The organism is Cryobacterium sp. Y50 (assembly GCF_002929805.1).
GTDB lineage: Bacteria > Actinomycetota > Actinomycetes > Actinomycetales > Microbacteriaceae > Cryobacterium.
In genome coordinates this window covers 84,237-109,940 of the sequence record NZ_PJJM01000102.1, presented here as the reverse complement: position 1 = coordinate 109,940, position 25,704 = coordinate 84,237, and the positions used below count along the sequence as shown (strand labels likewise).

At 60.3% G+C, this 25,704-nt stretch carries 21 protein-coding genes and 1 pseudogene; 14 read left to right on the top strand and 8 right to left on the bottom strand.

The genetic code is table 11. The features are described from left to right. Positions 1–207 precede the first annotated feature (207 nt). Both rpsO and CXY73_RS17705 read left to right on the top strand, forming a co-directional pair. Positions 208–477 carry a 30S ribosomal protein S15 gene (gene rpsO, locus CXY73_RS17710; protein WP_092112143.1) on the top strand — a complete coding sequence of 90 codons (270 nt, stop codon included), beginning with the start codon at positions 208–210 and terminating at the stop codon, positions 475–477. A 169-nt stretch (positions 478–646) separates the two neighbouring features. Next, on the top strand, positions 647–2,176 hold the full coding sequence (locus CXY73_RS17705; protein ID WP_104139694.1) for an amino acid permease: 1,530 nt from the start codon (positions 647–649) through the stop codon (positions 2,174–2,176). On the opposite strand, the gene CXY73_RS17700 is transcribed toward CXY73_RS17705, so the two are convergent. Then, positions 2,173–3,393 carry an SGNH/GDSL hydrolase family protein gene (locus CXY73_RS17700; RefSeq protein WP_104139691.1) on the bottom strand — a complete coding sequence of 407 codons (1,221 nt, stop codon included), beginning with the start codon at positions 3,391–3,393 and terminating at the stop codon, positions 2,173–2,175. The genes CXY73_RS17705 and CXY73_RS17700 overlap by 4 nt on opposite strands. Before the next feature lie 164 nt (positions 3,394–3,557). Between CXY73_RS17700 and CXY73_RS17695 the strand changes: the two genes are divergently transcribed. The 11 genes and pseudogenes from CXY73_RS17695 to CXY73_RS17645 all read left to right on the top strand — a co-directional run bounded on the left by CXY73_RS17695 (position 3,558) and on the right by CXY73_RS17645 (position 16,642). Next, the gene (locus CXY73_RS17695) at positions 3,558–4,709 is read left to right on the top strand and encodes an LLM class flavin-dependent oxidoreductase (RefSeq protein ID WP_104178484.1); all 1,152 of its coding nucleotides are present in this window, start codon (positions 3,558–3,560) and stop codon (positions 4,707–4,709) included. 2 nt (positions 4,710–4,711) lie between these two features. After that, positions 4,712–4,828 (top strand): annotated as a pseudogene (locus CXY73_RS23650) (NADPH-dependent FMN reductase); the annotation flags it as partial. Positions 4,829–5,291: 463 nt separating this feature from the next. Further along, the gene (locus tag CXY73_RS17685; protein ID WP_104178483.1) at positions 5,292–5,840 is read left to right on the top strand and encodes an NADH-quinone oxidoreductase subunit B family protein; all 549 of its coding nucleotides are present in this window, start codon (positions 5,292–5,294) and stop codon (positions 5,838–5,840) included. Then, positions 5,837–7,897: a hydrogenase 4 subunit B gene (gene hyfB / locus CXY73_RS17680; protein WP_104178482.1), complete on the top strand. Its 2,061-nt coding sequence runs from the start codon at positions 5,837–5,839 to the stop codon at positions 7,895–7,897. The genes CXY73_RS17685 and hyfB overlap by 4 nt, the downstream gene beginning before the upstream one ends. A gap of 26 nt (positions 7,898–7,923) precedes the next feature. After that, complete coding sequence (locus CXY73_RS17675) at positions 7,924–8,817, top strand: respiratory chain complex I subunit 1 family protein (RefSeq protein ID WP_146070716.1); 894 nt, start codon at positions 7,924–7,926, stop codon at positions 8,815–8,817. Beyond that, complete coding sequence (locus CXY73_RS17670) at positions 8,814–9,464, top strand: hypothetical protein (protein ID WP_104139680.1); 651 nt, start codon at positions 8,814–8,816, stop codon at positions 9,462–9,464. Before CXY73_RS17675 ends, CXY73_RS17670 begins: the two co-directional genes overlap by 4 nt. Before the next feature lies 1 nt (position 9,465). Then, positions 9,466–10,914, top strand: a complete 1,449-nt coding sequence (locus CXY73_RS17665) for a proton-conducting transporter membrane subunit (protein WP_104178481.1) — start codon at positions 9,466–9,468, stop codon at positions 10,912–10,914. Further along, positions 10,914–12,476 carry an NADH-quinone oxidoreductase subunit C gene (locus tag CXY73_RS17660; protein ID WP_104178480.1) on the top strand — a complete coding sequence of 521 codons (1,563 nt, stop codon included), beginning with the start codon at positions 10,914–10,916 and terminating at the stop codon, positions 12,474–12,476. Before CXY73_RS17665 ends, CXY73_RS17660 begins: the two co-directional genes overlap by 1 nt. A gap of 414 nt (positions 12,477–12,890) precedes the next feature. Next, entirely contained in the window at positions 12,891–15,179 is a 2,289-nt protein-coding gene (locus tag CXY73_RS17655) for a polyribonucleotide nucleotidyltransferase (RefSeq protein WP_104178479.1), read from the top strand. A gap of 180 nt (positions 15,180–15,359) precedes the next feature. After that, the gene (locus tag CXY73_RS17650; protein ID WP_104178478.1) at positions 15,360–16,232 is read left to right on the top strand and encodes an SGNH/GDSL hydrolase family protein; all 873 of its coding nucleotides are present in this window, start codon (positions 15,360–15,362) and stop codon (positions 16,230–16,232) included. Positions 16,233–16,306: 74 nt separating this feature from the next. Beyond that, complete coding sequence (locus tag CXY73_RS17645; RefSeq protein WP_199182248.1) at positions 16,307–16,642, top strand: metalloregulator ArsR/SmtB family transcription factor; 336 nt, start codon at positions 16,307–16,309, stop codon at positions 16,640–16,642. Positions 16,643–16,677: 35 nt separating this feature from the next. Here CXY73_RS17645 and CXY73_RS17640 read toward each other — a convergent pair whose 3' ends face one another. From CXY73_RS17640 to CXY73_RS17610, 7 genes are all read right to left on the bottom strand, one after another. Further along, on the bottom strand, positions 16,678–18,240 hold the full coding sequence (locus CXY73_RS17640; RefSeq protein WP_104178477.1) for an NADH-quinone oxidoreductase subunit C: 1,563 nt from the start codon (positions 18,238–18,240) through the stop codon (positions 16,678–16,680). After that, a complete protein-coding gene (locus CXY73_RS17635; protein ID WP_104178476.1) occupies positions 18,240–19,703 on the bottom strand; it encodes a proton-conducting transporter membrane subunit in 1,464 nt (487 codons plus the stop codon). Before CXY73_RS17635 ends, CXY73_RS17640 begins: the two co-directional genes overlap by 1 nt. After that, positions 19,703–20,362: a hypothetical protein gene (locus tag CXY73_RS17630; protein WP_104132403.1), complete on the bottom strand. Its 660-nt coding sequence runs from the start codon at positions 20,360–20,362 to the stop codon at positions 19,703–19,705. Before CXY73_RS17630 ends, CXY73_RS17635 begins: the two co-directional genes overlap by 1 nt. A 12-nt stretch (positions 20,363–20,374) precedes the next feature. After that, positions 20,375–21,316, bottom strand: a complete 942-nt coding sequence (locus CXY73_RS17625; RefSeq protein ID WP_104178475.1) for a respiratory chain complex I subunit 1 family protein — start codon at positions 21,314–21,316, stop codon at positions 20,375–20,377. Between the two features lie 5 nt (positions 21,317–21,321). Next, positions 21,322–23,340: a proton-conducting transporter membrane subunit gene (locus CXY73_RS17620; protein WP_104139656.1), complete on the bottom strand. Its 2,019-nt coding sequence runs from the start codon at positions 23,338–23,340 to the stop codon at positions 21,322–21,324. Then, complete coding sequence (locus CXY73_RS17615; RefSeq protein ID WP_104139653.1) at positions 23,337–23,822, bottom strand: NADH-quinone oxidoreductase subunit B family protein; 486 nt, start codon at positions 23,820–23,822, stop codon at positions 23,337–23,339. The genes CXY73_RS17620 and CXY73_RS17615 overlap by 4 nt, the downstream gene beginning before the upstream one ends. 188 nt (positions 23,823–24,010) lie before the next feature. Beyond that, complete coding sequence (locus CXY73_RS17610) at positions 24,011–24,475, bottom strand: Lrp/AsnC family transcriptional regulator (RefSeq protein ID WP_104178474.1); 465 nt, start codon at positions 24,473–24,475, stop codon at positions 24,011–24,013. Positions 24,476–24,606: 131 nt separating this feature from the next. On the opposite strand from CXY73_RS17610, the gene pdhA reads away from it, so the two are divergent. Then, positions 24,607–25,704, top strand: a complete 1,098-nt coding sequence (gene pdhA, locus CXY73_RS17605) for a pyruvate dehydrogenase (acetyl-transferring) E1 component subunit alpha (protein WP_104139647.1) — start codon at positions 24,607–24,609, stop codon at positions 25,702–25,704.

Here is a 25,704-nt window from a genome sequence, read left to right as displayed (position 1 = left end):
CGTGCACCTCCTCGATTATTCCCCCACTGTAGCGCTATGAGCGGGCTGGAACAGACCGGGTGAACCACACACTGCGTTCGCTCCGCTGACTGCGGGGGGCGCTGACTCTGCTAAAGTATGAAGGTTGCCGTTCAACGGCCGCGGATAAAGAGAGCTCAGGCATCCTGCCAAGGGCACCGCGCAGTGAGAGAAAGGGGATCCCACTTTATGGCACTCGAACCAGATGCTAAGAAGGCGATCATCGAAAAGTACGCTACCCACCCAGGCGACACCGGGTCCCCGGAAGTTCAGATTGCAATGCTCACGCAGCGCATTCTTGACCTCACGGAGCACTTGAAAGAGCACAAGCACGACCACCACTCACGTCGTGGTCTGCTTCTTATGGTTGGTCAGCGTCGCCGTCTGCTCGGTTACCTGTCGGACATCGACATCACTCGGTATCGCACACTGATCGGCAGCCTCGGCCTGCGTCGCTAATTCCGTGCAGTTTATTTGCACGTAGCGAATGCAGCGTTGATAACGCGAACTTCTTCACAACGGGTCGTCACCTTTTCAGGTGGCGGCCCGTTGTGCGTGCCGCCGACGAACGGGTGTAGAACGGCGGCTTGCTAACATGAGCGGTCGGCAATAACGAACGGATATCAGCATGAGTCTTAGGCGCACCAAGAGTATTGAAGATTCCATAGCAGACTCGCTGGAAAAGGGCCACAGCCTCAAACGCACCCTTAGCACCTGGGACCTCATGATCATGGGCGTTGCAGTCGCCGTCGGAGCGGGAATCTTCTCGGTCGGCGCCAAGGCTGCCGGCAGCTATGCCGGACCGTCGGTCACCCTGGCCTTTCTGCTCGCAGCTTTCACCTGCGCGCTCGCGATCATGTGTTACGCCGAGTTCGCCTCGGCCGTGCCCGTCGCCGGGTCTGCGTACACCTTCACCTACGCGACCCTCGGCGAGCTGCTCGCCTGGATCATCGGCTGGGACCTCATTCTCGAGATGCTCACGGCGGCCGCCGTCATCGCCAAGTACTGGGGCATCTACCTCAGCACAGTGTTCGACCTGGCCGGCTGGAACATTCCAGCGACGATCCCAGTACTCGGCCTCGACGTCAGTTGGGGAGCTTTCGTCATCGTCGCCATCTTCACCGCACTGCTCGTACTCGGCACTCAGCTCTCTGCCCGCGTTGCCAGCGTCTTCACGATCATCAAGGTCGCAATCGTAGTCTTCGTCATCATCGTCGGCGCGTTCTTCATCAACACTGCTAACTACACGCCGTTCATTCCGGCCGAAGTCCCCTCGACCGGCGGAGAGGGCGACGTCTGGATGCAGTCCCTGTTCTCCTTCATGACCGGTGCGGCTCCCGCCCAGTACGGCCTGTTCGGACTGTTGGCCGGTGCGTCCCTCGTGTTCTTCGCGTTCATTGGCTTCGACGTGGTCGCCACGAGCGCCGAAGAGGTCAAAAACCCGCAGAAGACCCTGCCGCGGGGAATCTTCGCCGGCCTGACCATTGTCACGGTGCTCTATCTCGGCGTCAGCCTCGTCCTCACCGGCATGGTGCCGTACACCGTACTGGCCGACGACCCAAACGCTTCCCTCGCGACCGCGTTCGTTGCGGTCGGCGCCGGCTGGGCCGCTCAGGTTATCTCGATCGGAATCCTGGTCGGCCTCACTACCGTGATCATGGTGCTCTTGCTTGGCCTGTCCCGCGTGCTGTTCGCTATGAGCCGCGACGGCCTGCTGCCGCGCTGGCTCAGCGTCACGAGCGAGAAGCGACGCACGCCGGCTCGCATTCAGATCATTTCCGGCACCGTCGTCGCGCTCATCGCGGGGCTCACCGACGTGGGGGTGCTCGAAGAGATGATCAACATCGGCACGCTGTCGGCCTTCGTGCTCGTGAGCATTGCCGTCGTCGTGCTGCGCAAGAAGCGCCCCGACCTGCCGCGCGCGTTCAAGGTTCCGTTCTCGCCGGTGCTGCCGATCCTGTCGGCCGTGCTTTGCGGCTGGCTGATGCTCAACCTCACGACCCTCACCTGGGTACGGTTCGCGGTGTGGCTGGTCGTCGGCTTGCTCGTCTACTTCGCCTACGGTCGCCGCCACTCCGTGCTCGGCATCAAGCAGCGTGCGGCTGCTACCGAGGCGGTTCGAGTCGAAGTTGGCGGCGCGACAAAGCCCGTAGGCTAGCTGGCGAACTCGCCTTTCGCGTGCATCTCTTCCTGAATCATGAGGGCGAGCTGGCGCAGCAGGACGGCATCGACCCCGGAATCCGCGCGCGGTTCCGGATCAAACACGCCGAGCGCGCCGATGCGCTCACCCGAGGCTGCTTCGATGGGGAATCCGGCATAGAAACGCATGTGTGGTGCGCCGGTGACGTAGGCCTTGCGCCGCCAGCGGTGATCGGCGAGCGTGTCGGGCACGATGACGGCACCGCGTGCGCGCACGACCATCGCCGACATCGAATCGTTCCAGGCCGGGCTGTACAGGGCTGGGCCGGTGCTCGACCGAATCTGCAGGCGATTATTTTCCCGAATAGCGAAGAGAGCGGATGCCGTACCGAAAGACTGCTGCGCCAGCGCCACAATATGATCCAACCGGGTATCACAGCCGCGTTTGAGTCGGCGCTGGCCATCGCCGCGAATGGGCGCCGTCCGGGACGGCGCGTCGGTGGATCCGAGCGGTACCGGATAAGGGCTGCGCTGCACGACGTCCAGACGCCCCGCCATCTTCTCGGCCAGCAATTCGCCCCAGTGTCGATAATCGGTTGAATCCGACAGACCAGTGGAGGCCAGAAACTCGGCGTCCGTCACGGGGACGAAAACGGAGCGACGCATCGACAGGCAGACCTGTTCGGTGATCGTGTCGAGCGACCGGGCGTGCCGATCAGCGATCGTTCCGCCGAGGCTGTTGAAGATTGGAATGGCGCGAATGGGTTGGATGCCTTGAACATAAATGTAGGCACTGTCATTCGTGTGTCGCTCGAGAAAATTCAGCAGCCGAGTGAGATCGGCCTGCCACGTTCGTTCGGCCGTGAGATGCAGCGCGTCACCGACGCCCAGAATGACGACGACCGCATCGAGGCGCCGAAGGTCGGCCCCGCGCAGTTGTACCTGAGCGGAGGCCAGCAGCCCGATCGAGCTCGCGATGAGGACGACGTCTGCTCCGCGCTGCGTGCGCCCCGATAGTGCGCGAGCGAGCGAACCGGGCAACGCGAGGTCGTGGCTGCTGACGCCCCAGCCGGCGGCCGGCCCGCTGCCGAGCACGAGAATGCGATCGCTGTCGATGCCGGGGGAGTGGGCCTCCGGGGTGTCGCTGGGCTGCGGAATGGTGACGCTGCCCTGCATGCTGATCGCGGCCCAGGCGCGCATTATTCCGGCTGCCGCCACTCGCGCGAGTCCCTGCATCAGTGCATCCCCATTTCAGTCACTAACACTCTGCCCGACACCGGAACCTGTGCCACCCATTCTCATGGCACCAGTTCGGGGCGCACTCGTGCCGGGAATACGGGCGACCAGACGGCGGTTACTGGTAATATCAATGCAAACGCATTGTTTTTCTGGAGGCTGGCATGCAGTTCGGAATCTTCACCGTCGGCGATCGTACCGTTGACCCCACGACCGGGCGGGAACCGTCCGAGCACGAACGCATCTCCGCAATGGTCTCGATCGCCCAGAAAGTCGAAGAAGTCGGCCTCGACGTCTTCGCCACCGGTGAACACCACAATCCACCCTTCGTGCCGTCGTCTCCGACCACGATGCTGGGTTACATCGCAGCAAAAACGAGCCGCATCATCCTCTCAACGGCGACCACCCTGATCACGACCAACGACCCGGTGAAGATCTCCGAGGACTACGCGATGCTGCAGCACCTGTCGGAGGGTCGGGTCGACCTCGTGCTCGGTCGCGGTAACACCGGCCCGGTGTACCCGTGGTTTGGCCAGGATATCCGCCAGGGTATTCCGCTGGCTCTGGAGAACTATGCGCTGCTGCGTAAACTCTGGCGTGAAGACGTGGTGAATTGGGAAGGCCAGTTTCGCACCCCGCTGCAGGGTTTTCAATCGACGCCGCGACCCCTCGATGGTGTGCCGCCCTTCGTCTGGCACGGCAGCATCCGCAGCCCGGAAATCGCCGAGCAGGCCGCCTTCTACGGGGATGGCTTTTTCGCCAATCACATCTTCTGGCCGGCTAGTCACACCGAGAAAATGGTCGGCTACTACCGCGAGCGGTTTGAGCACTACGGGCACGGCACGGCCGAGCAGGCCATCGTCGGTCTTGGTGGCCAGGTCTTCATGTGTAAGAATTCCCAGGACGCGGTGAACGAATTTCGCCCCTACTTCGATAACGCACCCGTCTACGGACACGGCCCGTCGCTGGAAGACTTCACCGAGCAAACCCCGCTCACCGTCGGCAGCCCGCAGCAGATCATTGACCGCACCCTCGGTTTTCGCGACTACGTCGGCGACTACCAACGCCAGCTCTTCCTCATGGATCACGCCGGCCTGCCGCTGAAGACCGTGCTGGAACAGCTCGACCTTCTGGGCGAAGAGGTCGTGCCGGTGCTCCGCCGCGAGTTCGCGCAGAATCGCTCGGCCGCCGTGCCCGCTGGCCCGACCCATGCTTCGTTGGTCGCGGAAGCAGCGAAAACGGATGCCGCAGCTCCCGCCACCGGTTCGCGCACCGGGGCAGCCTCCGGGCTGTCCGCGTCGGCGAAGCTGGCTTAGTCATGGCCCCAACGACCCGCACCATCGCGGTGGTTACTGCGGGACTGAGCCCGCCGTCATCCACTCGGATGCTGGCCGACGAGCTCGCCCGGGCGACCGCTGACCGTCTGATCGAGCGATCCGATCGCTCCACCGCGGTGCGCGACCCCCTCGCTGTAAACCCGTCCTTCAGTCTGACGAACGGCTTCTGAGACCGATTGCCACGGCGAACGCCTCGTCTTGGAAAACAACGACGACCCTGGCTTTCTCGGGGGCCAGAACTCCGGCGCTTGTACCGAGTTTTAGGCAGCTTTGGCCAGGTAGGCGTCGTTGAGGTAGCTGTCGATGTGGTCGTCGATAGCCCAAAATACTCGTATTCTGACGTTGGCACCGCCTGCTGCGTTATCCTCGCTGACCCAGCCAAATTATGAAAGCACCCAGCCGAAGTGTTGTCGCTGACCGTACACTACTGTCGGGTGTATAATTGACCAGAATAGATAAGATCATAGTAGGCACTCGTGCCACTGTTTCTTGATTTTGAACTTGAACTTGTCCTTGGTTAGCAGTCACCTGAACTTTAACGAGAGATAACGATAATCTTGCATGCGTGAATTTTTATCTAAAATCATTCAGACACCTCGGCTCTTGACGCCACCCCGTCATATTATGCAGCAACTACCAGAACTAGAAGTGATTGGTTCGGCCTTGCAGGATAACGTGCGACGGCTATTTAAGGGGTCGCTGGCTATACGACAGATTGATACTGGTTCTGACAATGCGACCGAACAAGAACTGGCAGCTTTAACGAACGCTTATTATGATATTGAACGGTTCGGTATTCACTTTGTCCCCTCTCCGCGCCACGCCGACATGTTGCTGGTGACTGGGCCGGTGACGCGTAACATGGCCGAAGCATTAAAGCGGGCGTATGATGCCACGCCCCATCCAAAGTTGGTGGTGGCTGTGGGTGACGATGCGATCGACGGTGGAATTTATAAAGGTTCCTATGCCGTGCTTGACGGCGTCAGTCAGGTTATTCCAGTTGATTATCAGATTGCCGGCGACCCGCCATCGCCATTAGTAATTATGCAATCATTGCTGGCGATTTTGGACGGAGCAAAAAAGGCTCCCAAACAAAAGGGCCAGTCATGATGAGCGCCCTTGCCTCTCCCACTATGTTGATCGCCGCGATGGCCCTGTTTGGGATCGGTGGAGTTGGCGCTGTGTTGCTCCGAAAGTCAGATCGGCTAGCGAATTACTGGTCGAGTGCCTTCGCACTGTTCGGGTCCGTCACCGCGCTGGTATTTGCAGTTTCGATGCTGGCGAGTGGGCAGACATTTGTGGCCCAGACTACCAGTGATAGTTTTCCGTTGCTGTCGTTCGCACTGAACATTGACAGGTTGGCAGCTTTCTTTTTAGTGACAATTTCGATCGTAACGTTTTTTTGCTCACTGTACGGAATCGGTTACATCAAACAATATTATGGCCGCTACAACATCGGGTACTTGGGATTTTTATACAACCTGTTTATTGTGGCGATGCTGTTGGTAGTCACGTCGTCAAACGGCATATTTTTCTTGATCGTGTGGGAAATCATGTCCCTGGCCTCTTACTTTTTAGTGGCCTACGATCGTCATGACCCCGAAAACGTAAAAGCCGGTTTCTTATACCTGGTGATGACCCATATTGGCACGGCTTTCATTTTGTTAGCCTTTATACTCCTTTACGTTCACACGGGAAGCTTTGACTTCACGGTTATTCAAGCCGCGATGCCGACGGTGCCGGCGCATATCAAAGACAGCGTATTTTTGCTGGCGTTGATTGGCTTCGGCGTCAAAGCCGGCATTATTCCACTCCATATTTGGCTGCCGGCTGCTCATCCAGCTGCCCCGTCGCATGTCTCGGCGATCATGTCTGGGGTGATGATAAAAACAGGAATTTACATGATGATCCGGCTCTTTTTGGACGTCCTGCAGCCAGCTCCGCTTTGGTGGGGCATTGTCGTGTTGGTGATTGCGGTCGCATCGTGTGTATTGGGGGTTTTGTATGCTTTGACCGAGCACGACATAAAGCGACTGTTGGCCTATCACAGCATCGAAAACATTGGTATTATTTTGCTCGGAGTGGGCAGTGCATTGGTATTTTCTGCCCTTGGAATGTCAGGGTTGGCGGTGCTGGCCTTGACTGCTGCGCTGTTTCATACCCTCAATCACGCGATCTTTAAGTCGTTATTATTTTTGAGTGCGGGCTCGGTCATTCATGCCACTGGAACTAGAAACATGGAAAAATACGGCGGCCTCATTAAGCTGATGCCAGCCACCGGGTTGTTCTTCTTAGTGGGTTCGATCGCCATTTCGGCGTTGCCACCGCTGAACGGCTTTTTTAGTGAATGGCTGACATTTCAGGCGCTATTTCAGGGTATCGCGCAGACTGACTTTTACATTAAGTGGCTGTTTATTGGGGTCACTGCCGCCCTGGCACTCACCAGTGGCCTGGCCGTGGCTTGTTTCGTTAAGGCTTTTGGTGTCACTTTTTTGGCCCGGCCGCGCAGTCAGCGAGCCGAAAAAGCCCACGAAGCTTCGGCGGTCATGATCGCTGGCATGGCGGGTTTGGCGGTCCTGTGCGTGGCTGTTGGCGTTGGCTCGTCATGGATTATCGCCCAGCTGCAAACGATTGCCCAGGGTGTTCTTTCGGCTGGTGACCACGCGACGCTAGTGACGGTCACATCGGGTCATATTCTGTCTATCGCGGAGGGTTTTGCTACCGTATCGGCACCGCTGCTATCACTGCTATTGATCGCGGTGCCATTGGTGGTATGGACGATTACCAGGTTTGGCATCAACCGTTCGCAGCGTGTAACGACTGGACGGACCTGGGACGGTGGAACGGATCTCACTAGCCGGATGGAAATCACCTCAACTGGTTTTGCCCGCTCGATCATCCTCATATTTCGGGGCCTCCTGAAGCCAAGTTTACAGCACAGTGTTGAATACGAAGACGCCGCCAGCCGCCTGATTCCCCGCTCTCGCTCGGTAACATTGAGCGTCCAGGATGTCTATCGTCGCTATCTGTATCGTCCAGTATTTATCGGCTTTATTCATCTGTCTCACTGGATTAAAAATGGTATCCAAAACGGGAACATTAATGCCTATATTTTGTACATCTTGGTGGTGTTGCTGGTAATGCTCGGATTGGTTGGTGTCTGGTGAGTTACCTCCTATGGATTATCCAGATCATGTTTGTGCCCCTGGTGGCGCCACTTGGCGTCGGCCTGATCAATAGCTTGAAGGCAAGAATTCAAAAACGGCGTGGTGCCAGTCTGTTGCAGCCGTACCGAAATTTGTGGAAGTTGTTTTACAAAGACGAAGTGATTAGCCGGGACGCGTCATTCATCTTTCGATTTGCGCCGTTTATCGCCATGGGAGTCACTATTATCGTTGGTGCCTGTCTGCCAATTTTTACGTCAACGCTCAGCACACCGATGAGTGATTTGCTGGCGGTTGTTTACACCTTGGCACTGGGGACGTTCTTTATGGCGCTGGCTGGTATGGACAGCGGCAGCGCATTTGGTGGTTCTGGGTCAAGCCGTGAAATGACGATATCGGCTATCGTCGAAGCATCATTCATTTCCTCGATTCTGACCGTAGCGTTCCTGAGTGGCACAACCAATATTGCCGTGATGTCTGCCGGCCTGTCGCCCGGTAGCGGCAACTTTTTGATCCCAATCGTGTTGGCCTTTGCTGCTTTTTGTATCGTGTTGCTCGCCGAAACTAGCCGCTATCCGTTTGATAATCCTGATACGCATTTGGAACTGACGATGATCCACGAGTCGATGTTGTTGGAGTTTTCTGGTAAGCGATTAGCTCTTATGGAATGGGCAGCTGCAAACCGGCTGCTTATCTTTTCAATTTTGGCGGTCAATTTATTTTTTCCGATTGGCATCGCGCACGACCAAGCGGTGCTGTCGGTGCTACTCGGCATTAGTTCAACCCTTTTGAAAGTAGCAATTGTGTACATCGTGTTGGCTGTTCTAGAGTCAACGATCGCTAAATATCGCTTCTTTCGTCTGCCGGACTTGCTACTGGTGGCGTTTGTGTTGAACGTCGTTGCGATTGGGTTGGTCCTATGAACAGTCCACTGCTCGTCCCGATCTTGATAACGGTCATATATTTGACTAGCATTTATATGCACCTGGCTAAAAAAAACAATGGCGTCGCTGGCCTGTATGCGCTTCAATCGGTAGCCTTGGTGCTGCTGTTTGTTTCGTCGTTTCTTGCCAACCCAACCGTTTTACTTTTTCTGGTTATTGTCGTGTCCATAATAGTAAAAGTGATACTGGCACCGCGCTTTTTTAACCGACTGGTGACGCGTCATAAGGTGAAGTTTACGGTAAGTTCATACGCTAATACGCCCGTTACGTTGATCGTTATTATGTTCATTACGGCTTTTGTTAATTCAGACGTTTTTTTGCCGATCACCGATCTTTCGGCTAGCAATAGTACGTATGTTGCGCTAGCGATTGCTGCCATGCTGGTGTCAATATTTTTGATGGTCAATCGTAAAAGTGCACTGTCGCAGATTGTGGGCGTGCTATCGCTCGAAAACAGTATTGTAGCGTTTGGCATTATTGCTGGGCTCGAGCAATCCGCACTGCTGCAGCTGGGTACACTGTTTGACATCTTTGTTTGGATGTTGGTCGCGACGGTCTTTGTGTCGATGGTGTATCGGCATACGGGTTCGCTTGTCGTCACGACCATGCGGCATTTGAAGGATTAATATGATTATATATATTGTCGTTGGTGGACTATTGACAGCGAGTTTGTTGAGCCTGCTGTTTAAAAACCGGGTTGTGGGCGCTGCCGCCAGCATTATCGCTCATGGGCTGGGGCTGATTGGCGCCGTCGCCCTCTGTTTGCGAGTGGCCTCCGACGGCGACTACATCCCCTCTCTGTTTACGCTGGTGGATCCACTCAGCGCGCTGACTGTGCTGATCATTTCTATCGTTGGTCTGGCCGCCAGTGTGTACGCTGCCCCGTATTTAGACCGTGAAGTCTCGAAGGGAATTATTGGTCCCAAGCGCTTCCGGCAGTACTTTGGGCTGGTGAATTTATTCATGGCGTGCATGTTGTTATCGGTGACTGCCGCGCACCCGATTGCAGCTTGGATTTTTCTGGAGGCGACGACGCTGTCGACGGCCTTTTTGATTAGCTTTTATGACAGACCGTCAACGATCGAGGCCGCCTGGAAATATTTGATTATCAATTCAACGGGATTGCTGCTCGGGTTCTTTGGCGCGTTGCTGTTCTTTAGTGCTACTAGCCGATCTGGCCTTGATGGCTTTGTGACCTGGCAAAGTTTGCTCCAGCAGGCGCAGTCGATTGATCCAGGCGTCGTCAAGGTCGCCTTTGTATTTGTGCTGGTTGGCTTTGGCACTAAAGTTGGTCTGGCACCGATGCATGCCTGGAAACCCGATGCCTACAGTAAATCACCGGCTCCGGTTGGCGCCCTATTGTCGGGCGCGTTGCTGCCGGTTGCACTGGTGACGATTTTGAAGTTCAAGGTAATTACTGACACGGCCGTTGGGGGTGCGTTTAGTAGTCACCTGCTAATGGTATTGGGCGTGCTGTCGCTTCTCATTGCCGCCTTTAGTATTTTGACGATCCGCAACTACAAACGCATGATGGGATATTCGAGTATTGAACACGCTGGTCTGATGGCACTTGGTTTTGCGTTTGGCGGGCTTGGCGCCTTTGCTGCAATTTTACACCTGATATATCATTCGCTTATCAAAGCCGGACTCTTTTTTACTGCTGGTAACCTGCGGCTGTCGTTTCATTCGGCCAAGATTAAGAATGTTAGCGGCGCCCTGAAAGTGGTACCGGTCACAGCTGGTTTGTTTATGCTGCTGTTTTTGGCAGCAACGGGCCTGCCGCCGTTTGGCATTTTTATGTCCGAATTGTACATATTCGGGGCCGGTTTAAAGCAATATCCGATCGTGACGATTGTGGCACTGCTGGCCGTCGCGTTGGTGTTTGTCGGCTTTTTCCGGCAGGTATCGGCTGTGTTGTTTGGGGATCCGCCAGAGGGAGCGCAGGATGCAAAGTCGAATAAGTGGTTGCTGATCCCGCCTATTGTGCTGCTATCGCTGGTACTTGTTTTTAGCTTTTACCTGCCGCCCCCATTGCTCGATTTAATCAACGAAGCCGTCAGGAGGTATGACCTATAATGAACCAATTATACCCCGACTACCTAACACAAATAGCGAATGTGACGAGTGATGGCTCTGTGCATCAGTTTGTCATCGAGTCGGCGGAAACTACCAAGACGTTGAGGCAGCTGCTTGAAAGTGACGATCTGACATTTAAGATGATAGATGCTACTCACGATAACCATCGTGAGTTCCGGTTGTACTATATTTTTACCGATACAAAACGGCATACGGTTATTGTTGCGGTGCTGCCGTTACTCGATACGATCGAATTTGCCACCATCGCGAATGTGCTCCCAGCCGCAGGTAGGTATGAAAACAAGCTGTGCGAAATGTTTGGACTGCACGTCACGGGCCGAGGCCCGTCGCAGCGCATGCTGCTACACGAAAACTGGCCAGAAAACCTGCATCCGCTGCGCAAAGACGTTAAGTGGGATACGCGGCCCGAACCTGCAGGCGGTAACTACCAATTCCAGGATGTGAGCGGTGAAGGTATCTATGAAATACCGGTCGGTCCGATTCATGCCGGCATTATCGAGCCAGGACACTTTCGCTTTAGTGTGGCTGGTGAAGAGATCGTCCTGCTAGAGCCGCGCCTTGGCTACGCTCATAAGGGGAGCGAAAAGTTGTTTGAGCAATTACCCTTCGCTAGACAGATTATATTGTCAGAAAAAATCGCTGGCGATACATCATTTTCGTACTCACTGGCCTATTGCCAAGCAGTCGAGTCACTAGCTGGAGTATTGGTTACACCCGAGCACGGCCAAGCGCGCGTCCTATTCTCCGAACTTGAGCGGCTAGCCAACCACTTTGGTGATATCGGCGGTATTATGCTTGATGCCGGGTTTAACTTTGGCGGTGCCGGCGGCGCTAGAATGCGCGAGACGATATTACGGCTGAATGATAAGTTGTCGGGCAGTCGTCTATTGCGCGGCATTAACACGTTTGGCGGTGTGGCGATTAGACTGTCACGGGCCCAAATCACGGACTTGCGGGCTGAGCTGCCTCTTGTCGAAAAGGATTTCGAGCAAGTTATGAGTATTGCCGAAAATACGGTGACGTTATTGAATCGGCTAAAAGGTACTGGCGTGCTTACGCTAGACGTCGCTGCTCGGTTTGGCATGATGGGCCCCGTCGGCCGAGCGAGTGGCCAAGATGTGGACGTTCGACGAGATTTTCCTTACGCCGGGTACGGTACGCTGCCTTCAACACTTGTTCCGGTCGAGACCAGCGGTGATGTGTACGCTCGGTTTAGGGTGCGGGTACGAGAAGTTGGTGTCTCTTTCAAGATAATCGACGAGGTGCTCAGTAGCATGTCGAGTATTGTGCCTATACCTTCCAACAAAACGATTAAATTGTGCAGAAATAGCCTGGGCATAGGGTGTACCGAAGGCTGGCGCGGCGAGATACTCTGTGTCGTTCACACCAACGCCGAGGGGGTCGTCTCGCGCGTTGCTGTTCGTGACCCGTCTTTTGTCAATTGGCAAGGAGTAAGCGAAGCCGCGTTTGGAGGAGTGGTTCCCGACTTCCCGCTGGTGAATAAGAGCTTCGGCCTTTCTTACTCGGGGAACGATACGTAGAAAAGCAGACCCGCTGCTTTACACGAAGGTCCATTACCGGCTTCTCATCGCGCTCTGCACTGCCGATCATCCACCCGCACCCACCGAACTCAGGAACGCTCTACGCACCATCGACGCACCCGAGCTACCGTGCTGGCCGCTGAGCCACGTAGTGCCTGTCAGCCGGTCTGATAGCATTGCAGAGATCAATCCTCGGATTGGCCAGTTATCTGGAGCGGCCAGGTAGGACGCTGGTTATCGGTGGTGATTTTCCAACACGGTTTGCGTGGTGGTGAGTTTCCTCTGGTGGCCAGCAAATACGCTGCCTGACACTGCTCGCTGACATTGCACGCTGCCCAACTCGCCTGTCATACGGGCATGCGAGCCTTCATCGCCAGCATGGCGAGAAGCAAACTTAAAGGAGAAAACCCCCACATGGAGGGTCCAGAAATCACGTTCGTCGAGACCGTTATCGATAACGGCAAGTACGGCAAGCGCACCATCCGTTTTGAAACCGGGCGCCTCGCTCAGCAGGCACAGGGATCTGCCGCCGCTTACATCGACGAAGAGACGATGCTGCTCTCCGCCACGAGCGTCAGCAAGCAGCCGAAGGATAACTTCGACTTCTTCCCGCTCACCATCGACGTTGAAGAGCGTATGTACGCTGCCGGCCGCATCCCGGGCAGCTTCTTCCGCCGCGAAGGTCGTCCCTCGACCGACGCGATCCTCACCTGCCGTCTGATCGACCGGCCGTTGCGCCCGTCGTTCGTCGACGGTCTCCGCAACGAGATCCAGGTTGTCATCACCGTTCTGGCCATCGAACCCGACGAACTGTACGACGTGCTCGCGATCAACGCGGCTTCCATGTCGACCCAGCTCGCCGGCCTGCCGTTCTCCGGACCGATCGGTGGCGTTCGCGTCGCCCTCATCCCTGACGAGAACGGTGGCGGCCAGTGGGTTGCCTTCCCGAAGCACTCGCAGCTCGACGACGCTGTCTTTAGCATGGTCGTCGCCGGCCGCGTGGTCACGGATGCAGCCGGAGTGCAGGACGTCGCGATCATGATGATCGAGGCCGAAGCCACTGACGTCGCGTGGAACCTGATCAAGGGCGGCGCCATCGCGCCAAACGAAGCCGTCGTTGCCCAGGGCATCGAGGCTTCCAAGCCGTTCATCAAGCAGCTGGTCTTCGCGCAGCGGCAGGTAGCGGATGCCGCCGCCAAGCCGACCGCCGACTTCGCCCTGTTCCCGCCGTACCAGAGCGCCACCTACGACGCTGTCGCCGCGCTGTCCTACGACCAGCTCAAGACGGTCTACACGATCGCCGACAAGGTCGAACGTCAGAACGCTGACGACGCGCTCAAGGCATCCGTCAAGACTGCCGTCGCGGCCCAGGTCGAAGCCGGCGAGCTCGATGCGAGCGCCAACAACCAGGTCAACGCGGCCTACAAGTCGGTCACCAAGCTTGTCGTGCGCTCACGCGTACTCAACGAGGGCATCCGCATCGACGGTCGTGGGCTGGCAGACATCCGTCCGCTCGACGCCGAGGTTGCGGTCATCCCGCGTGTACACGGTTCGGCCATCTTCCAGCGCGGCGAAACCCAGATCTTGGGTGTCACTACCCTGAACATGCTCAAGCTTGAGCAGTCGATCGACTCCCTGAACCCGGTCACCAAAAAGCGTTACATGCACAACTACAACTTCCCGCCCTACTCGACCGGTGAAACCGGCCGGGTCGGAACGCCGAAGCGTCGCGAGATCGGCCACGGAGCGCTCGCTGAGCGTGCCCTGGTTCCCGTGCTGCCGACGCGTGAGGAGTTCCCCTACGCCATCCGTCAGGTCTCCGAGGCGCTTAGCTCCAACGGATCCACGTCGATGGGTTCCGTCTGCGCTTCGACTCTCTCGCTACTGAACGCCGGGGTGCCGTTGCGCGCCCCGGTCGCTGGCATTGCCATGGGCCTGATCAGCGACACCGTTGACGGTCAGACCCGTTATGCGGCTCTGACTGACATCCTCGGTGCCGAAGACGCTCTCGGCGACATGGACTTTAAGGTTGCCGGTACGAGCGAATTCATCACCGCGATCCAGCTCGACACCAAGCTCGACGGTATCCCCGCTTCGGTTTTGGCTGGCGCGCTGACGCAGGCGAAGGATGCCCGAACCACGATTCTCTCCGTGCTGAACGCCGCGATCGACGCCCCAGACGAGATGGCGCCCACCGCGCCGCGCGTCATCAGCGTGCAGATCCCGGTCGACAAGATCGGCGAGCTGATCGGCCCGAAGGGCAAGACGATCAACTCGATCCAGGACACCACCGGTGCTGACATCTCGATCGAGGAAGACGGCACCGTGTACATTGGCGCCGTTGACGGACCGTCGGCTGAGGCCGCTCGCGCGCAGGTCAACGCCATCGCGAACCCGACCAATCCGGAGGTTGGCGAGCAGTTCCTCGGAACCGTCGTCAAGATCGCCGCGTTCGGTGCCTTCGTTTCGCTGCTCCCGGGCAAGGATGGGCTGCTGCACATCTCCGAGGTGCGTAAACTTGCCGGTGGCAAGCGCGTTGAGAACGTCGAAGACGTGCTCGGCGTCGGCCAGAAGGTTCTCGTGGAAATCACGAAGATCGATGACCGCGGCAAGCTGTCGCTCGCTCCGGTGCTCGATGAGGCTGCCGATACCGAGGGCCGCGACGCGTCATCGGCCGGCCCCGAGGCTTCGGCCGAGGTCTAGTACTAGCTGAAAACCTTGCTCCCACAGATCTCCCGATCACCTCTCGCCAGGTCGGTCGGGTAGACGGAAGACCCGCACTGCTTGCAGTGCGGGTCTTCTCGCGTCCGCCTTGTGGCGTGCTGCAGAAGGGGATCATTTACGCGCCTTGCCGAGTCTGATGTCGGGGTCTACGTTCGTCGCATGACAAAACAACGCTTGGTTTCACGATTCCTGCCGCGCCTCAGTGCCGTCGCTGTGCTCACAGCGGCCCTGCTGACTGGCGCGGTGAGCGCCCCGGCGCTCGCACACACCTCGCCGACCAGGCCGGCCGTGGTTGCCGGCCCAGCCGTCAAGGCCCCTGCAACCCGTTACGTCGCGCTCGGCGATTCGTTCACGTCTGGTCAGGGCGCCCCGCCGTACGTGCTCGACGGTACTCCGTGCCTGCGTTCCAAGCAGGCCAGCTACCCGATTTTTGCGAACCTGGTCAGTCCCTTCAAACGCGTGTCGAATAAAGCATGTTCCGGGGCCAGCACAGCGGATGTTCCCGCTCAGCTCGTCGGGGTCAGCAAGGAAACTGCTCTGGTCACGTTGACCGTCGGAGGCATCGACGCCGGCTCCAACATCGTTTTGGCGGCGTGTGCGCCCGACCCGGTCAGTACGATCTGCCTCGGTACCATCCAAAACAGTGTCGCCCAGCTGAACGTTCTCGCCCCCAAGCTCGTGGGCACCTACGGTCTCGTGGCGGCGACGTTGCCGCAGGCGAAGATCGTGGTGCTCAGCTATCCGCGGCAGTTCAAGCCGGGATTCTCCCCGCTGGGCGATATGCTCAACGGGGCCACCGACGCGCTAAACACCGTTATCGTCGGATCCGTCGCGGCGATGGCGACGCCGCGCGTCCGCTTTGTTGATGCATCGCAGGAATTTGCCGCACACGGCGTTGGGTCGCGGGTTCCGTACTTCGCATTTGATCCGCTGAACCCGTACGCGCCGGCCAACTTTCACCCGAACGCGCTCGGCAACAGCTTTGGTTACACTCGCGCCCTCGTGCATGACGGGGTGCTGCGTGTCCGTTAGCGCCGATTCAGCGTTAAGCATTCAGCGACGGGTATCTAGTTGAAAGAATCATTAGGTAGCGATATACTAAACCTGTGTTGTCCTCTGGTTTGCCCGCCGCCCAATTGAAGTCCGACCTGTTCAAGGCGCTCGGGCATCCGCTGCGGGTGCAGGTTTTGGAACAGCTCGTCGCCGGCGAACGTTCGGTGGGGTCACTCGCCGAAGCCCTCGGCTGCGAGCTGTCCAACCTGTCCCAGCAGCTCGGTGTGTTACGGCGGGCCGGCGTAGTAGTGACCCGGCGCGAGGGCAACTCCATTTTCTATGCCCTGCGCGATCAGGGTGCGGTGGAGCTGCTGACCGCGGCCAAGCGCATGGTGCTGGCCAGCCTCACCGACTCGCACGCACTCCTGCGCCACCTCGAACAGGAGTAAGACGCGCCCGCCGCGGTCAGCTCACGCGACGCGGCCTACAGGTCGTTGCCGGCGTAGGAGAGGTTGAAACTCTTGTTCGCGAGTGGAAAGTCGGGAACGATTGTTTCCGACAGGGCCTGCGGCACAGCGGGCCAGTTCAGGAACGACGGGTCGACGATCTTGACCCGGGCGAGCGTGCCGTCGGCGGCGAGTTCGACCCTGTGCGTTACCGTACCCCGCCACGCCTCGACCAGAGCCAGCCCGGTGCCGGCCGAGGTCGGGTTCAGGCTGTGCGCGGTGCCCGTGCGCCCCTGCAGTCGCTTGAGCAGGTCGAGCAGGATAGCGGTCGACACCTCGACCTCCCGAGCGCGCACGGTGTAGCGAGCGAGCACGTCGCCGCCGTCCTCGGTCACGACGTGAAAGACCTCGCCGAGATTGACGAACGGATGGTCAAGGCGGGCATCGGTGTCGATGCCGGAAGCTCGGGCGACATAGCCGAGCGTGCCAAGCGTGGTCGCATGGGCGCGGGAAAGGCGGGCCGTGCCGGTGAAGCGGCCACGCACGATGGCGTGGCCGAGCGTGATCTCGGCTAGTTCGGCCATGGCTGCGGCAATATCCGCCAGATCGTCGGAGCTCGGCAGGGCGTTGACCCTGGTGCCACCGACGCTGAGGGCGCTGCGGAGCAGACGATGCCCGGTGACTGACTTGTTGATACGCATGAGTTGCTCACGCAGGCCCTGAGCCCGCGCGTCAATGATGCCAAAGCCCACATCGTTGGCGAGCGAGCCCAGGTCTGTGACGTGGTTGTACAGCCGCTCAAGCTCCAAGAGCAGGGCGCGCAATAGCCGGTCGGGTTCGGAAACCTCGATGCCAGCGGCCTGCTCGACAGCCATGACGAATGCGAGGGAATGGCCGACGGCAGTGTCCCCGCTGATTTGCTCGGCGAGCAGCACGCCCTCGGCGGCGCTCTTGCCCTCGAAGACCTTCTCGACTCCGCGGTGCAGGTACCACTGACGGGCTTCCATGCGCACGATCGTCTCGCCGACGACCGAGAAGCGAAAGTGTCCGGGCTCGATGATCCCGGCGTGAATCGGTCCGACGGCGATCTCATAGACCCCGGGACCTTCGACCGGGACAAACGGGAAGGATTCCACGTCGGGCTCGAACTCGGGTACGACCGAGTTGGCCTTGAGCATCGGATACCAGCCGCGCGGCCAGTGGCCGTGGCGCACCAGGCGGTGAGGCTGCGGGTGATCCCTTGGCTCGACACCGTACAGATCGCGAATCTCCCGCTCGAAGTTGCCGGCCGAAAATGACAGTTCGGCGAGGCTGGGAATCCAGGCGTCCGTGCGGGGCACGCTCACTGACAGGTCAGCGCGCAGTGAGGGGTCGGCTCCGACAAAGGAATATACGATGCGAAACTGGTCGTTGTCTTCGTGACACGCGATCAAGGCCAGACGGCTGCCGGCATCCAACAAGGCACCGGCTGCCGTGGCCAGCCTCGAACGGTCGAGGTGACGTAGCTCGGCACCGTCGCCGGCGGCCAGTCCGCGTTCGGTGGAGCGGCCTGAGGCTAACTCGTCGGCGGCGTGGTCTTCAGGGGTCCGCTCATCGCGCATCAGTTGGTACCTCCCAGAACGGCTGTGGCCTGCAGCAACAGAGTGCCGACCGGCTCGGCCACGAAGGCGATCGTCGCTGTGGTCGCCAGGGCCAGAATGATGGGCAAAATCGGCCCATGGGTGGAATAGTCCGGGGTGAAGGCTTGCGGGCTCGGGGGCACCGTGGTCGCGGGAGCGCCGATGGTCATCTGCACGGTCAGACGGGTGAAGGCGGCGAAGATGACGAGCAGCAGCACGAGGGCAGCGCCGACGACTCCGCCAAGTCCCACCGACCAGCCGGCCATGATGATGCCGACCTCGGAGAAGAAGATGCTGAACGGGGGAAAGCCTACGATGGCCGCCATGGCGATCAGCCACGGGATGGCGAGCCCGGGTCGTCGCACCAGCAGGGCCCGCACATCGGCGATCACCGGGGTGCCCTCGATCTTCAGGATCCGTCCGGAGAGGACGAACAGGGTCGCCTTGATCAGGCCATGGCCGAGAATGTAGAGCAACACCGACGGGAGGGCAGCTGGGCCGATGGCCACACCGATTGCCATGAGGCCCATGTGTTCGATGCTGGAGTAGGCCAGCATCCGCTTGTAATCGCGTTGCCGAATGAGCAGGGATGCGGCAACGAGCAGGGAGAGCAGGCCAGCGATGCTGAGCATGGTGCGCAGAAACTCCGGGCCGATCACGAGGTTGGTGATCGACTGGATGCGCAGGATGGCGTAGAGCGCAACCGAGAGCAGCACGCCGGACATGAGGCCGGAAACCGGAGCTGGGGCCTGGCTGTGGGCATCCGGCAGCCAGCTGTGCATCGGGGCCAGGCCGGATTTGGTAGCGAATCCGAGCACGGCGAGGGCGCCGCCGGCCGTGATGAGTGCCGGGTCGAGGCCTCGCGTGGACTGGCTGAGGAGTATCCAGGAGAGCGTCGGGGTATCGGTGCCGACCGAGGCGGCGTAGATCAGCACGATCCCGAGCAGCGCGATGGCTACACCGACCGAGCCGAGAATGACGTATTTCCAGGCGGCTTCGAGCGAACGACGGGTGCGGTGGTGGCCGACCAAAAAGGCGGTGGCAATGGTCGTGGCCTCGACGGCGGCCCACATCAGGCCGATGCTGTCGGCGAGCACGGCGAGGGACATCGCGGCCAGGAACAGGGCGATGAGTGCCTCGTAGCCGGCGGCGTTCTTGGTGCGGCTGGACGCGGCACTGCTGAGGCCGCCCCAGGTGGAGATGAGCCCGACCGCTCCGACGACACTGAGCATGTAGGCCGAGAGGGCGTCGGCACGCAGTATTCCGCCGCCGCCTTCGGGGATATCGCCGTTCAGGACGGCGCTGATCAGGAACAGACCGGAGACCAGCACGGCGCTCGACGCTGCGACGCCGACGAAGCGTCGCAGAGATGAGCCGCGCAGCAGCAGGCTCAGGGCTGCGAAGACGAGCGGGCCGACCAGGGGAATCCACAGAACAAATGACATCAATCGTGCAACTCTCTGAGCTGATCGACGGCCGTGCCGCCGAACTTGGTGCGCATGCGGCCGGTGAACACGTGCAGAATCAGCACGACCAGCAAAACGTCGAGGGAGACCGCGAACTCGAGCAGAATCGGCACACCGCCGCTGGTGAGGAACGTCGTGGTGGCGATGCCGTTGTCGAGCACCAGAAAGCCGATCAGCTGCGAGCGGGCCCGGCGGCGGCTGATCAACAGCAGAAAGCCGATCAGTACCATGGCGAGCCCGATCGGAGCGGCGTGCCCCGTGCTGCTGTCGCCTAATCCGAAGACTCGGCTGACGACGACGTAGCTGAGGATGCTCAAGAGTGTGACGGCGAGCAGAGCGGCCGTGGGGTTGAGTCGGGTCGATTCCTGAATCTGTTTGATCGACGCCTTGGACTGGTACGCGAGCACCCAGGGCAGGCCGATGCCCTTGACCGAGAGAATGAGCAGAGACACCAGCCCCAGTTCGGATTCGCCCTCGGCGATGCCGATCACGGCCACAAGCGCGGCCAGGGCCACGCCCTGCAGCGCGAGCAGACGGATGGACGCCAGTAGGGAGTGTCGCCAGACCATGAGCGCGCTGGTCAGCAGCAGGGCTCCGGTGCACAGGCCGATCAGTTGGGGAAAGAAAGTTTCAAACACGACGGATGCTCCTCAGGCGACCAGATAAGAGGCGGTAACGGCCAGGAAGGCGAGGGCGAAGGAGCCAGCGAGCAGCTCGGGCACCTGGAACAGTCGTACCTTGGCGAGAAAGATCTCGCCGACGCTGAGCAGCACCCCCAGCACCAGCACCTTCACGGCGATCGAGACGACGCCAATTAGGAGGCCCAGGGTACTGAAATCGGTGACGATGCCCCACGGCACGATCAGGTTGCTGACCAGGCCGAGCAGGGCGGCCAGCTTCAGCCAGGAGCCGACTTCGAGCCAGGCGAGGTCGCGTCCGCTCGCTTCGAGCGTCATCGCCTCGTGCAGCATGGTCACCTCAAGGTGGGTGCCGGGGTTATCGATGGGTAGTCGGGCGGTCTCGGCCATGATGGCGATCGACAGCGCGACGAGGGCCAGCACGCTGACCGGCGAGATGATCAGCTCGGGGGAGAGCAGTCGGGTTTCAACGATGACCGACAGGGTGCTGGTTCCGGCCGGAATCGAGAACGCGTAGACCGAGAGCAGCAGGGTTGGCTCAACCAGCGCGGCGACCGTCATGTGTCGGCTGGACCCCATGCCGCCGAAGGCGGTACCGCCGTCGAGGCCGACGAGGGCGAGGGCGACGACGCCGATCAGCATGATGGAGACGATGACGAACAGGTCGCTGGGAATCAGCGCGAACGGAATGGTTCCCACCAGCGGCAGCAGCACGCAGAGCAGCAGGCTCGACACGACCAGGGCGACCGGACCGACGCGCAGCATCCAGCTGCTGTCGGTGCCGCGCACCGGGTTCTTCGCGAGCAACTTGCGCAGGTCCCGCCAGGGCTGCCAGATTCCGGCGCCGGCGCGGCCCTCGATCGTGGCTCGCACCTGCCGGATCACACCCATTAGCAGTGGTGCAAGGAACACGAACAGGACAACCTGCACGAGGGCGATGATGATGGCGCTCATATCGTTCACAGGGAGACCACAATCAGGACGATCAGTAGGGCGACGAAGGAATAGGTGAGGTAGCGGTGAATGCTGCCGTTGGCGACGTGGCGAGCGGCTTTGCCGTAGCGCTGGAACAGGTTGAGCACCGGCCGATACAGTCGGGTTTCAATCACGTCGGAGACGGTTTGTTCGACCCGCACGTGTTCCACTAGGTAACGGGACTCAGCCACGTGGGTGACCTGTACGTCTCGCGAGGGCTTGAGCACGTCGTCGAAGACTCGAACCAGCGGCTCGGCATACGAGGTCGCGGTGTACTGCATGCGCGGCCGAGCCCTGGAGCCGCCGCCGCCCCAGGGCAGGTCGACGGTGCGATGCGGATGCCGACGGGCCGAGACGATGATCGCGACGATCACCGGGATCGCGACGAGGGCCGACAGCACGACGAGCATGATCGGGTCGAGCACAGCGCCGATGCCCGGCAGCGAGACGCCGCCGAGGCCGACCGTTTGCACCGCGGCCGTCGGGTCCGAGCTGACCGTGGTGGCCACGAGCGCGGCGATCGGTCCGGGTAACAGTCCGAGGGCGAGCACGGACAGGGCGCCGAGGGCGAGTGAAATACGCATCAGCGACGGCACTTCGCGGGCATCCGCTGCCTCTACACTGCGTGGGCGAGCGAGGAAGGCGATGCCGTAGGCCTTGACGAAGGTCAGCAGGGCCAGTCCCGCGGTCAGGGCGATCACCGCGACGGCGATCGGCATGGCAACGGATGCTGCGATCGAGACGACCGCCCCACCCTGGCGACCGCCGTGAATGAGCGACTGCAGCAGCATCCACTCGGCGACGAAACCGCTTGTGATCGGGATGGCGGCGGCGCCGAGGCTGGCGATGCCGAAGGCGACAGCGGTAACGGGCATGCGGGCGCCGAGCCCGCCGAGCCGGTCGAGGTTGCGTTCGCCGGTGGCATGAATGATGGCGCCAGCACCGAGGAACAGCGTGGACTTGAACGCGGCGTGACTGACCGCGAGAAGCAGAGCAGCGACGAGCGCGGCATCCGCTGCCGCCGTCGCGTCGTAGCCGCGCAGCAGCATACTCGCGCCGAGGCCGAGAAAGACCAGGCCCATGTTTTCGGTGGTGGAGTAGGCGAGCAGCACCTTGAGGTCGCTCGAAACGGAGGCCTGCAGAATGCCGTAGAGCGCTGACGCCCCGCCGACCAGCATGATCGCGATGCCCCACCAGGCCGGGCCGTCTGGCAGGAGCCGAACGCAGACCAGCAGGCCGCCATAGACGCCGATCTTGACCATGGCGCCGCTCATCGCGGCCGAGACGTGGCTCGGGGCTTCTGGAAGCACCCGGGGAACCCAGACGTGCAACGGTACGAGCTCGGCCTTGCCGCCGAAGCCGAGCAGAAGCAGCACGAAGGCAACGTTTGCTGCCGCGGAGCCGGGTTCGATGGCCTGCAGGTTGCTGAAGCTGGTGCCTCCGGAGGCGGCGGCGAGCACGGCGAATCCGGCGAGGATGAAGAAGAAGCTCAACTGCGACATAGCTGAGTACCAGATGCCGGCTGAGGCGACCGAGGCGCGGCTGGCGTGATCGGCCAGCAGCAGTACCGTGGAACCGAGGGTCATGATCTCCCAGGCGAGCAGGAACGACACCGAGTCGGTCGCGGCCGGCACCAGCTGCATACCCACGAGGAACACCGGCATGGCGACCCAAGCGGTGCGGCTCGCGTCCGGCCCGCTGGTGGAGCTCATCGAGTAGATCGAGACAAGAATGCCGACACCCGACACGATGAGCATGAACAGGCCGCCGAGGCGGTCGGGGGCCAGCAGTAGCGGGTCCATCGGCAGGGCCACGGGAATGAGCAGGCCTCCGGTCGCGCCGAGCATCGCGGCGAGACCGGTGATAAAGCCGGTCACGGCGATTAGGGTGCAGAGGATGCCGCCGGCTCGCGACCGCAGAGACGGTGCGGCCAGGAGGGCGGTCACCACGGCCAGCGCGCCGAGGCCCAGTTGCAGCAGAAGCCCCGCTCCGATACCGGTCATCGGCCGGTCATCCGGCGTAGGGCCTGCACGATCTCGGTCGGTTCCGGCGGACTGCCCGGCACTTCGATATCGACGTGCACGAAATCAGAAACCGGCCCCACAATACCGTAGCCGTCGCGGAAGGCGCCACCGTGGATGGCGCAGTCGCCGACCGCGATGACAAATCGGGGGGTGGGGGTGGCCTCGATCGTGCGGCGCAACGGCTCGGCCATATTGCGGGTGACGCTGCCGACGATGAGCAGCACGTCAGCGTGCCGCGGTGAAGGCACCAGACGGGCGCCGTAGCGTTCCACGTCATAGACCGGGCCGAACGCGGCAGAAACTTCCAGCGCACAGTCATTGCAGCCGCCGGCGTTGATGTAGCGCACCTGCACGCTGCCACCGAAGACTTCGGCTCCGGGAAACAGGGGCGGGGCGGTCGGTGCCGGTTCGGCGATGCGTCCGCCGTGGCGAATGAGGGTGGCCAATCGAAGAAAGCTCATCGGAGCCCCTGGTATGCATGCATGTTCACGAAGCTGGAGCCTTCTATGGGGAGCGCGAAGTCGAAGGGTGAAGGGCAGGCGACGGATTCTGCGGCGCGTCTGGTTAGGTGAAAGACTACCAGCGCAATTAACTTCATTACTTCTTTATATATCTATATGAAGAATTTAGCAAATAGATCAAACCGTGCTCAGGCGTGTCGGTCGAGCAGTGGGGTGAGTCGATAGGGGATGACCTCGCCCATCGCGAGCGAGGTCTCGGTGCGCTCGACCCCATCACAGGCGAGGATCGTGCCATCGATCCGAAACAGATCGGCGGCATCCGTGCAGACCACGCGTACGAGCAGATCGGCCTGCCCGCTCATGCCGTGCGCTTGCACGATTTCAGGAATTTTGGCAAGATCGATCACGATTTGAGCGAGGCGCTTCTGCTGCACATGTACCTCGATGAACGCGGTCAGTGGGTAGCCGAGAGCGGCCGGATTGATGCGGCGGTCGAAGGCTAGAAAAGCGCCCGAATCTTCCAAACGTTTCATGCGGGCCTGCACGGTATTGCGCGACAGCCTCAGGGTGTCGGCGAGGGCGACGAAGGTGCTGCGCGGGTCGGCCGAGAGGGCTTGCAGGAGCTGAGTGTCGGTTTTGTCAAGGCTGTACATAGTGCAAAATTTTAACACGGTCCGGCAAGTCTGAATAGGGCACTCTGCTCACTTTTTTCGCCGGTGGTTGTGCTCTCTGTGGGGTCGACATAGGCTCAGGCCAACTTTAGCAACGACGCTCGGAGCGAACCATGATCGATTTCTCCCCTCAACCGGTGCAACTTCTCTCGCTTGACGGCGAGCGGATGCCCCGGCCTGACTTAGACCCTTGGGTCGATGATCTCGACGGGCTGGCACTGCTGGCCCTGTACCGCGACATGGTCGTGGTGCGCCGGATCGACACCGAGGCGACCGCGCTGCAACGACAGGGTGAACTCGGACTGTGGCCGCCACTGCTCGGCCAGGAGGCCGCCCAGGTCGGCTCCGCCCGTGCCCTGCGTGACGATGACTTTATCTTTCCGAGCTACCGCGAGAACGCCGTCGCCTACTGCCGCGGAGTCAACCTGACCGACATCGTCAAGGTCTGGCGTGGCAACGCCCAGTCCGGCTGGGATCCGTACACGGTCAATATGGCGACCCCGGCGATCATCATCGGCGCGCAGACCCTGCACGCCACAGGGTGGGCGCTCGGCGTGCAGCGGGATGAGGTCGATTCCGTCGCCATCACCTACTTCGGCGATGGTGCCACGAGTGAGGGCGACGTGAACGAGGCCATGGTGTTCGCGGCAAGCTTCCAGGCTCCGGTGGTCTTCTTCTGCCAGAACAACCACTGGGCCATCTCCGAACCGGTGGGGCTGCAGGCGCACCGCCAGATCGCTGATCGAGCGCCGGGCTTCGGTATTCCGAGCCTGCGCATCGACGGTAATGACGTGCTCGCGGTCATGGCAGCGACCCGCATCGCTCTCGACCGGGCCCGCACCGGTGGCGGCCCTACCTTCATCGAAGCGGTCACCTACCGTATGGGACCGCACACCACAGCGGATGACCCCAGCCGCTACCGAGACCCAGCCGAACTTGCTGAGTGGAAGACCCGTGATCCGCTGCTGCGGCTGCACCGGCTGCTGGAACGGCTTGAGGTAATCACCCCCGAGGTCGAAGCCGAGACCCAGGCCATTGCCGATGCCGTAGCCGCCGAACTACGCGCTGGCTGCATCGGTCTGGCCGACCCGGAACCGCTGAGCGTGTTCGACCACGTATACACCACCCCGAACGCGACCCTGGAGCGCCAACGCACCGATTATGCCGGCTACCTCACGAGCTTCGGCTCTCAGCCTGGAGAAGGGCGATGA